Source organism: Saccharopolyspora sp. NPDC045941, from assembly GCF_056431445.1.
Window position 1 is genome coordinate 1 of the sequence record NZ_JBWKKU010000124.1, and the last position, 9,338, is coordinate 9,338.

Annotated in this window: 7 protein-coding genes and 1 pseudogene; 7 read left to right on the plus strand and 1 reads right to left on the minus strand. The window is 70.3% G+C overall.

Features of this window, described 5'->3' with window-relative positions:
* Nucleotides 1-165: 165 nt before the first annotated feature.
* Nucleotides 166-444, plus strand: coding sequence for a hypothetical protein (locus AC07FN_RS45000; RefSeq protein ID WP_478401225.1), 279 nt, complete (start codon nucleotides 166-168; stop codon nucleotides 442-444).
* A complete protein-coding gene (locus tag AC07FN_RS45005) occupies nucleotides 441-596 on the plus strand; it encodes a hypothetical protein (RefSeq protein ID WP_478401226.1) in 156 nt (51 codons plus the stop codon). Before AC07FN_RS45000 ends, AC07FN_RS45005 begins: the two co-directional genes overlap by 4 nt.
* 583 nt (nucleotides 597-1,179) lie before the next feature.
* Here the strand turns inward: AC07FN_RS45005 and AC07FN_RS45010 are convergent.
* On the minus strand, nucleotides 1,180-1,563 hold the full coding sequence (locus tag AC07FN_RS45010; protein WP_478401227.1) for a hypothetical protein: 384 nt from the start codon (nucleotides 1,561-1,563) through the stop codon (nucleotides 1,180-1,182).
* Nucleotides 1,564-1,892: 329 nt separating this feature from the next.
* Between AC07FN_RS45010 and AC07FN_RS45015 the strand changes: the two are divergent.
* The 5 genes and pseudogenes from AC07FN_RS45015 to AC07FN_RS45035 all read left to right on the plus strand — a co-directional run.
* A pseudogene (locus AC07FN_RS45015) lies at nucleotides 1,893-4,357 on the plus strand (non-ribosomal peptide synthetase); the annotation flags it as partial.
* 169 nt (nucleotides 4,358-4,526) lie between these two features.
* Nucleotides 4,527-5,327 carry a M1 family aminopeptidase gene (locus tag AC07FN_RS45020; protein ID WP_478401231.1) on the plus strand — a complete coding sequence of 267 codons (801 nt, stop codon included), beginning with the start codon at nucleotides 4,527-4,529 and terminating at the stop codon, nucleotides 5,325-5,327.
* A gap of 242 nt (nucleotides 5,328-5,569) precedes the next feature.
* Nucleotides 5,570-6,505, plus strand: a complete 936-nt coding sequence (locus tag AC07FN_RS45025; protein ID WP_478401228.1) for an acyl-CoA desaturase — start codon at nucleotides 5,570-5,572, stop codon at nucleotides 6,503-6,505.
* Between the two features lie 237 nt (nucleotides 6,506-6,742).
* Entirely contained in the window at nucleotides 6,743-7,708 is a 966-nt protein-coding gene (locus tag AC07FN_RS45030) for an EamA family transporter (protein ID WP_478401229.1), read from the plus strand.
* A 322-nt stretch (nucleotides 7,709-8,030) separates the two neighbouring features.
* Nucleotides 8,031-9,059 carry an alpha/beta fold hydrolase gene (locus AC07FN_RS45035; RefSeq protein ID WP_478401230.1) on the plus strand — a complete coding sequence of 343 codons (1,029 nt, stop codon included), beginning with the start codon at nucleotides 8,031-8,033 and terminating at the stop codon, nucleotides 9,057-9,059.
* Nucleotides 9,060-9,338 lie beyond the last annotated feature (279 nt).

The following is a 9,338-nucleotide window of genomic DNA, read 5'->3' on the forward strand; positions in this document are numbered from 1 at the left end:
GGGGAAAGCTGCCGAGCGTTAGTCACCGCCACCCTCACACCATAACCAACGAACACGCCACATTTGAGTTACGCATCAATATGTATGTCCAATACACGGCGTCAGGGCCGTCCTCGCCAGGAAGCCTCTGAGAACCCGCGGCGGTGCGAGTGACGTAGGTGGGTTATGCGCCTGCGGCGCATGCGACACTTCATCGACGTGCAGCTTTGCGACCCGCGGCTGCGGGTCGACCAGGATGAAAAACGCTCAATGGAAATCGGTCCTTCGATTTCCATTGAAATTGCGGCAGACGTGTTGAGCCCGCTGCGACAGCGAGTGGTGTGGAAACGGGTCAGGCGGGGTAATCAGACGGAGAAGAGTCCCGGCGGAGCGGATCTCCTGCCGGATGCGCAGGCAGTCCTTCGTGGTGCCGAACTTCCCGTTGAACGGGGGTGTTCTCCGTGATCGTGCTCGGAGTAGTCCTCTTGCTGCTCGGTTTCTTCCTCAAGATCTCGATCCTGTGGATCCTGGGTGTGGTGCTGACCGTCGTGGGCGCCGTTTTCGCCATCTCGGGCGCCAGCGGCCGTGCTATCGCCGGGCGGAAGCACTGGTTCTAGTCCCGGCGGGGCGGAATGCCTGATGCCGCGCGGGGTGGAGCGTTGAGTGGCGGCTGTGGTGGTGAGCCGGAAGCGACCATTGTGGACGAACGGCACTGCGGGTCGCTCGCCCACCACGCGAGCGCGACCGGGAACGTGATTGACGCCGCGGCTGATCGGGTAGCGCGGAGGCGCGTACCGGCGCTCGGCCTCGGACGCTTGCCGTCGATGTGGTTTGTCGAGGTGCTGTGATGGCGCAGAAGGTCGGTGATGACCGGTGACGTCAGCGCACCGATGTCGGTCGTCTCCCACTACCCGAAGCGGGCGCGGGTTCAGGTGGCGGGCGCGACCGTGCGCTTCTCGTCCACCTCGCCGCCGAAGCCGTGGATGACCACGTCACCGCCACCGGTGCCTCCGCGATGGCCCGGCCTGGGGCCTGGTTCGCGACTCCGTCTTTCCGGTGCTCGCGTCGACGACTTTCCAGGTGCCTTCGGCGTGGTCGCGAACGACATGACGTTCCGCCATGGCGCCCTCCGGAAAATCAGGCACTGTCGACTCAGGACTACCCGGAGCGTCGTGCCCAACACCTGCGGGGCTCGCCCGGTCAGCGGTCGGTCGACCCCTCCTGCGCGCGGACGACTTCCTCCTGCAGCACCCGGGACTGCTGGCGCGTGCGGATCCGGCCCAGCGTCCAGATCGTCACGCCGTGCGCCACCGCCAGCACCAGCAGCAGGACCCCCAGCCGCGCCACCACGGTTTCCGGCGCGCTGCCGAGGTCCATCGGCACGACGGAGATCAGCGCGAGCAAACCCAGCGCTGCCAGGTGGAACACGACGACGACCAATTGGTTCACCGAATCCGCGGCGGCGGAATCGCGGGCGGTCGACTGCAGGTAAGTCGTTCCGCTGCGCCGGATCAGCTGACCGTCGGCGACCACCAGCGCGGCGCCGATGACGAGGAACACCATGAACGAACCCGCACCCGGCATCGGACTTCCCTCCACTTCCATCGGAACGGATCGTTCACCGAGCGCTACCCGGAGCGATGCGCGGTAAACGACGAGCGATCGCTTGACACCTGGATGGACCAGCACGCCCGAGTTGTGATGGCAAGCACTTCGCGGCGGCCTTCGGGATGCGGAAAACCGTTCGATCCGTAAGCTGATCTGTCTGCCCTGGGCGGGTCATCGGAGTACGCGCCTGGACTACTGCGGAGCGAGACAGTGATTTCACGTCCTGTTCGGAGTTGCGACACCTCACGGGACCTGCCGCGCGGCGGGCAGCGGGACAACGGGTCGTCGGCGGGACGGCGCGTTCGGTGACTCTGACAGCAGCAGGTGAACAGCTCGTCCCGTCCGCATCTCCGGAAACCGCGGCCAGCGCGGTCTTCTGGTCGGACTTCGCGCCCGATCAGCGCACCCTGATCGGGGTTCTCGACAGCACGGCACGTCGATTCCCGGACGCTCCGGCGATCGACGACGGCACGACGGTGCTCAACTACGGTCGGCTGACCGCCGAGATCGACGTCGTGCGGCGGCGGCTCGCTGAAGCCGGCATCGGCGTCGGAGACCGGGTCGGAATCCGGATTTCCTCCGGCACCGCGGAACTCTACGTCTCGATCCTGGGCGTGCTGGCCGCCGGCGCGGCCTACGTTCCGGTGGATGCGGACGATCCCGACGAGCGCGCCGAACTCGTGTTCGGCGAAGCCGAGGTCTGCGCCGTGCTCTCCGACGGGGGCTCGTTCGCGCTGCGCCGCGAGCCGCTCGGTAGCCCGGGCGAACCATCGCCCACCGACGACGCCTGGATCATCTTCACCTCCGGTTCGACCGGGAAGCCGAAGGGCGTGGCGGTGAGCCACTCTGCCGCGGCGGCCTTCGTCGACGCCGAAGCGGGCCTGTTCCTCACCGAGGAACCCATCGGCCCCGGGGACCGGGTGCTGGCCGGGCTGTCCGTGGCGTTCGATGCCTCGTGCGAGGAGATGTGGCTGGCCTGGCGGCACGGCGCCTGCCTGGTGCCCGCGCCGCGCGCCCTCGTGCGCACCGGTGTCGACCTCGGCCCCTGGCTGGTGGCGCGGCACATCAGCATCGTGTCGACGGTGCCGACGCTGGCCGCGTTGTGGCCCGTCGAAGCGCTGGAAGAGGTTCGGCTGCTCATCTTCGGCGGCGAGGCGTGCCCGCCGGAACTCGCCGAACGACTCGCCGTCGAAGGCCGCGAGGTCTGGAACACCTACGGGCCCACGGAAGCGACCGTCGTCGCCTGCGCCGCCCGGCTCACCGGCGAGGGGCCGGTGCGGATCGGATTGCCGTTGGCGGGCTGGCAACTCGCGGTCGTCGACGAGCGCGGTGAGCCGGTTGCGATGGGCGCCACCGGCGAGCTGATCATCGGTGGCGTCGGCCTCGCCCGGTACCTGGACGCGGGCAAGGATGCCGAGAAGTTCGCGCCGCTGCCGTCGCTCGGCTGGTCCCGGGCCTACCGCAGCGGTGACGTGGTGCGGGCCGAGCCCGAGGGGCTGTTGTTCGTCGGCCGGGCCGACGAACAGGTCAAACTCGGTGGCCGCCGCATCGAACTCGGTGAGGTGGACGCGGTGCTGCAGGCCCTGCCCGGCGTTGCCGGGGCGGCCTCGGCCGTGCAGAACACCGCCGCCGGGAACCAGATCCTCGTCGGCTACGTGGTGCCGCGTGCGGAGTCCGAGGCGACGTTCGACCACGACCACGCGGTGCGGCGGCTGCAGGAGCAGCTGCCCGCCGCGCTGGTGCCGCTGCTCGCGGTCGTGTCCGACCTGCCGACCCGCACCTCCGGGAAGGTGGATCGGGCCGCGCTGCCGTGGCCGCTGCCCACCGCCGGCGGCGATCCCGCCGCGAGGTCGGCGATGTCGCCGACCGAGGCGTGGCTCGCGGAGGGCTGGGCGGAAATCCTCGGCGTGGAGGTGACCGACCCCGCCGCGGACTTCTTCGCCACCGGTGGCGGCAGCCTCACCGCCGCCCAGCTGATCGCGCGCATCCGGATGCGCCACGCCCAGGTGTCGGTCGCCGACATCTACCAGCACCCGACGCTCGGTTCGCTGGCCGCGCACCTGGACGCGTTGGAGGCGATGACCGAGACCTCGCGGCGCGTCGTCCGGCCGACGCCGCGGCTGACCGGGCTCTGGCAGGCCCTGATCATGCTGCCGCTGCTGGCCATCGTCGGGTTGCGCTGGACGACGGTGCTGGCGGCGCTGAGCAACGTGCTGGCCTGGACCGGATCCGTGTCGTTCGCGCCGGCGGTGTCGTGGTGGTGGATCGCCGCGGCGTGGCTGGTCTTGTTCAGCCCCGTGGGCCGGATCGCGTTGTCGGCCGGTGGGGCGCGGTGCTGCTCGCCGGGGTGCGCCCGGGCGCCTACCCGCGCGGCGGCGGTGTCCACTTGAGACTGTGGACGGCCGAGCGGCTCGCCGAGTTCAGCGGCGCGGCGGGCGTGTCCGGTGCCTCCTGGATGACCCACTACGCGCGGGCGCTGGGCGCCAAGGTGGCCAAGGACGTCGACCTGCACTCGCCGCCGCCGGTCACCGGCATGCTCAAGGTCGGCAAGGGCGCGGCCGTCGAACCCGAGGTCGACCTCGCCGGCCACTGGGTCGACGGCGACGAGGTGCACATCGGCAAGATCCGGATCGGCGCCGGTGCGCGCGTCGGCGCCCGCACCACGCTGATCCCCGGCGCCCGGATCGGCAAGTCCGCGGAGATCGCGGCCGGCTCCACGGTGCGCGGCCCGGTGCCCGCGGGGCAGCGGTGGGCCGGGACCATCGCGCGAGCGATCTTCAGCCGCAGCGGCGGGGCGAACGTCCGGCTCGCGTCGGCCTCGTCGATGGAACGGCGCAGCGGCATCGGCGGCATGCCCAGCCAGGACGAGCCCTTCTTGGCCTTGCGCGGCGTCGAGGACAGCACCCCGACCAGGCCGCGCTTGGGCACCGAACGCCCTGGTGTCGCGGCAACGCCGCGGCAGCACCACGACCTGGGTCTACGAGCGGCCGGAACCGACCGCGACGTACCTGATGAGCATCCAGGTCGGCCTGTACACCGAGGTGGAGCTGGCCGGCGGCCCGGTGCCGCAGCGGGCGGCGATCCCCGCGCGGCTGAGCGACCGCTTCGCCGCGGACTTCGCGCGGCACGGCCAGATCATGGACGTGCTGCAACGGTTGTTCGGCCCGTACCCGTTCGGCGAGTACGTCGTCGTGGTCACCGACGACGACCTGGACGAGCCGGTCGAGGCGCAGGGCATGTCGGTCTTCGGTGCGGGCCACCTGGACGGCCGGCGCACGAACGAGCGGCTCGTCGTGCACGAACTGGCGCACCAGTGGTTCGGCAACAGCGTGACGATCGCGGACTGGCGGCACATCTGGCTCAACGAGGGCTTCGCCACCTACGCCGAATGGTTGTGGTCGGAGTTCTCGGGCGGCCCGTCGGCGCAGCAGCACGCGGCGAACTGGCACGCGCACGTCGCCGCAGGTCCGCCGGACCTCCGGATCGCCGATCCGGGTGTGGCCGGGATGTTCGACGAACAGGTCTACAAGCGCGGCGCGCTGACGCTGCACGCGCTGCGCCGCGAACTGGGCGACGAGCCGTTCTTCGAGCTGCTGCGGAAGTGGGTCGCCGACCACCGGCACGGCACGGCGACCACGGCGGACTTCACGGCGCTGGCCGGCGAATTCGCGAACCGGTCGCTCGCCGGGTTCTTCACGAAATGGCTGGACAGCACCGAGTTGCCGCCGCTGCCACGCTGAGACCGCCACATCGGGCGCCGACGACAGGGGTGCCGGAGCGGTGGCGTCGATCTTGATCGCACCCGGAACCGGACGGCTCAAGGCGGCCGAAGCCCGAGCCCGGTGCGTTGGACGGGGGACCGACACCACGCCCTCGTCTGACGTTCACCCATCCTTGCGGGCCGATTCGTTGTGCTCCGGGCCAGAGACCGGTTGTGTGGTGGCAGAACTTCCTGTGACGCAGATTCGAGGTTCCTGCTGCGATGGTCGCCACCGAACCGTCCGGGTCGACGCCCCAACCGCTGCTGGTCGGCCGCAGGCCGTTGGCCGCGCACCTGTCGGTGTACGTGTTCATCCTCCTGCCGTTCCTGGCGCTGGTGGCGGCGGTGCCGCTGGCATGGGGGTGGGGGCTGCGCTGGTGGGACGCGCTGCTCGCGGCCGGCTGGTACGTGTTCACCATCCTCGGCGTGACGGTGGGCTACCACCGCTACTTCACGCACGGCGCGTTCCGCGCCAAGCGCTGGCTGCGCATCGCGCTCGCGGTCGCGGGCAGCATGGCGGTCCAGGGCCCGATCCTGCACTGGGTGGCCGACCACCGCCGCCACCACGCTTTCGCCGACAGGGAGGGCGATCCGCACTCGCCGTGGGCGTTCGGCACGTCTCCCGCCGCGCTGGCGCGCGGGTTCTGGCACGCGCACATGGGCTGGATCTTCGAGCGGGACCTGACGAACCAGCGGCGGTTCGCGCCCGACCTGCTGGCCGATCCCGACATCCGGTTGGTGCACCGGCTGTTCGGCCCGTTGACGGTGGCGACGTTCGCCCTGCCCGCGCTGTGCGGCGGTGTGATCACGGGTACCTGGTGGGGCGCCGCGACGGCGTTCTTCTGGGCCGGGCTGGTGCGGGTGGCCCTTCTGCACCACGTGACGTGGTCGGTGAACTCGATCTGCCACCTGGTCGGGGATCGCCCGTTCCGCAGCCGGGACAAGGCGGCCAACTTCTGGCCGCTCGCGGTGCTGAGCATGGGGGAGTCGTGGCACAACCTGCACCACGCCGACCCGACGTGCGCCCGGCACGGTGTCCGGCGAGGCGAGATCGACATCTCGGCACGGGTGATCTGGATCTTCGAGAGGCTCGGCTGGGCCTCCCACGTCCGCTGGCCGACCCCGCGACGCCTCGCCCGCCTGGCGGCCGACAGCTGATTTAACGTCCTTTGTGGACAATCATCGCCGATACGAGCCTTCTACCAGACTGAGAGGTCGTTTCAGGCTGGTGCGCGGGCATGCCTGGGACGTGGCCGCCTGGGAGGTAGGCCGCCGATTTCGCGCGAAAACGCCACTGGAGTCCGGCGCTGGGCGCCTTCGGGATGCGTCCCGACCTGAGCTAGTGCGCCGGAAAATCGCTGGCCGGGGCGGTCATGCCGCGGTCAGACTGCAGGCGTGGCCGTACTGGAGAAGACCGCGCGGGCGCCGGGCCGGGCGCGGGCGACGGGCCTGAGCCTGACCTCGTGGGTGCTGTTCGCGAGCTCCGGCCCGCTGGCCAAGGCGGTGATGGCGGCGGGTTGGTCCCCGGCCGCGGTGACCTCGGTGCGGATCGCGCTGGCTGCGGTGCTGCTGGTGCCGGTGGTCGCGGTGCTGCGGCCGCAGGCGCTGCGGTTCCATCGCGCCGACCTGTGGCTGCTGCTCGGCTACGGCCTGCTCGGTGTCGCCGGGGTGCAGCTGTTCTTCTTCCTGGCCGTGGCACGGATCCCGGTCGGGGTGGCGATGGTGCTGGTCAACCTGGCGCCCGCACTGGTCGCGCTGTGGGTGCGGGTGGTGCGGCGCACCCGGTTGCCGGGGCTGATGTGGCTGGGTATCGGGCTGGCCGTGGCCGGATTGGTCCTGGTCGCGGAGATCTGGCAGGGATCCGAGCTGGACTTGCTCGGTGTCGCCGCCGGGCTCGCCGCGGCGATCTGCTCGGCCGGGTACTTCCTGCTCGGCGAGCACGGCGCGAGCAGGTACGACTCGTTCGGGCTGACAGCGGTCGGGCTGTCGATCGGCGCAGTGGCAGTCGCCGTGGTCGCCTTGCCGTGGGCGCTGCCCTCAGGATTGCTCAACGTCCCCGCGGAGCTCGGCGGCCTGCAGGTTCCGGTGTGGCTGGCCCTGCTGGTGCTGGCCGTGGCCGGCACCGCACTGCCCTACCTGGCCGGGCTGCGGGCGCTGCGCAATCTGCCTCCGGCCCTGGCCAGCGTGCTGGCCCTGGTGGAACCGCTGGTCGCCGCCGGACTCGCCTGGCTGCTGCTCGGGCAGGCGCTGAGCCCGACGCAACTGGCCGGGGCGGTGGTACTGCTCGCCGGCGCGGTGCTGGTGCAACTGGCCGCCCCGAACCCGCTCCCGGAAGGCCCCATCTCGCGCAGACCTGGCTGACCGCTGGTGCGTGACCGACACGCCCGCGACGCCCGCTACCGGGACCTCGGCTCGGACTTCTCCAAGGCCGGATTGCGCTTCTTCGCGTAGTTCCTCAATTGTGGGCAGGTGGTTCATCGAGGGAGGCGCGCTGCTGACCTTCCGATCAAGTGGAGATTCCGTTGTCGGGCAACGATTCACCGCGTCCGTTCCGCGGTGCACGTGCTCGTCTTGCGGGAACGGCAAGATTTCGTGCCAGATCGGTGCGCGCCTACCGAGACTGGGTGCTGATCGACGGCGCGACCGGCGCCGACTCCGCACTTCCTCCGCAGGACAGGAACACATGACCACCACAACTCGGCCGCTGACGCGCAGGTTCCGCCGGCCCGCGCGCACGATGGCGACCCTCTCGCTCACCCTTCTGCTCACGATCGGCGGCGCGGCCTGTTCCGCGCCGACCGCGGACGACGTTGCCCCCTACGCCGTCGCCACCCAGGACGATCCGGCGTTCCAGGGCACCTTCCGGCACGAGTTCGCCGACGTCGACGGCATCCGCATGCACTACGTGACCGGCGGCAGCGGCACGCCGGTGGTGCTGATCCACGGCTGGCCCCAGACCTGGTACGGCTGGTGGCAGATCATGCCGGCCCTCGCCGGACACCACACCGTCTACGCGGTCGACCTTCCCGGACTGGGCGACAGCACCGGCTCGCCGACCGGCTACGACAAAGCCACCCTGGCGCGGTACGTGCACACGCTGATCGCCGACAGGCTCGGGGTCCGGGACGCCGCCGTCATCGGGCACGATTTCGGCGCCGCGGTGGCGTTCCAGTACGCCAGCCAGTTCCCCGGCGACACCGCCCGCCTCGGATACCTCGACCTGCCGCTACCCGGGCCCGCGATCGACGCATCCACGTACCGCACGCTGAGCTGGCACATCGCCCTCCACTCCCAGCGACGGGTCCCCGAGGCGATCGTGGGCGACGACGTCCGTGAGTACCTCGCACTCTTCTACCCCCAAGTCTCGTTCGAGGGCACGGCGTTCGGCGGCACCTCGGATCGGTCTCCGTTCACCGCCGGCGAGATCGACGAGTACGCGCGGACCTACAGCCGGCCCGAGGCGCTGTCGGGCGGCTTCGAGCTCTACCGCGCCCTCGACGAGGACGTGCGCGACACCGTGGCAGCGGCACCGGTACGCGTCCCGGCCCTGCTCATGACGGCCCAAGGGCAACTCGACGCGATCCGAGCCACAGTGGACTCGCGGATGGCCAACATCGTTCGAGCAGTGGACGTGCCGCGCGCAGGCCACTGGCTCGCCGAGGAAAACCCCCAGTTCGTCACCGCGGAGCTGATGCGTTTCCTCGAAGGATGACCGCGCCGCGGCTGCGCCGGACGGTGGTGTGTCCGAAGTGGACCGGTCAGGGTTCTTCGTCGACCGGGTCGGGTAGCGTCCAGCGGTCTTCTCGGCGGGGGTGGATGTATCCGTAGTAGTAGAGGTAGCCGATCGCCAGGATGGCCAGCGTGATCGACACCGGGATCCAGTCGCTGATCAGGTCGACGTAGTGCGCAGACCCCCGGGTTTATCCGTGGGGTTAGCACGTCAAGTCCGATCCTGACGTGCCCAGCGGTAACCCTGCCAACGTTAGATAGC

Bases quoted from the DNA above. Each gene is read 5' to 3' on its own strand.
- AC07FN_RS45035 (WP_478401230.1), top strand. From the start codon at position 8,031: ATGACCACCACAACTCGGCCGCTGACGCGCAGGTTCCGCCGGCCCGCG.
- AC07FN_RS45025 (WP_478401228.1), top strand. From the start codon at position 5,570: ATGGTCGCCACCGAACCGTCCGGGTCGACGCCCCAACCGCTGCTGGTC.
- AC07FN_RS45010 (WP_478401227.1), bottom strand. From the start codon at position 1,563: ATGCCGGGTGCGGGTTCGTTCATGGTGTTCCTCGTCATCGGCGCCGCG.
- AC07FN_RS45000 (WP_478401225.1), top strand. From the start codon at position 166: ATGCGCCTGCGGCGCATGCGACACTTCATCGACGTGCAGCTTTGCGAC.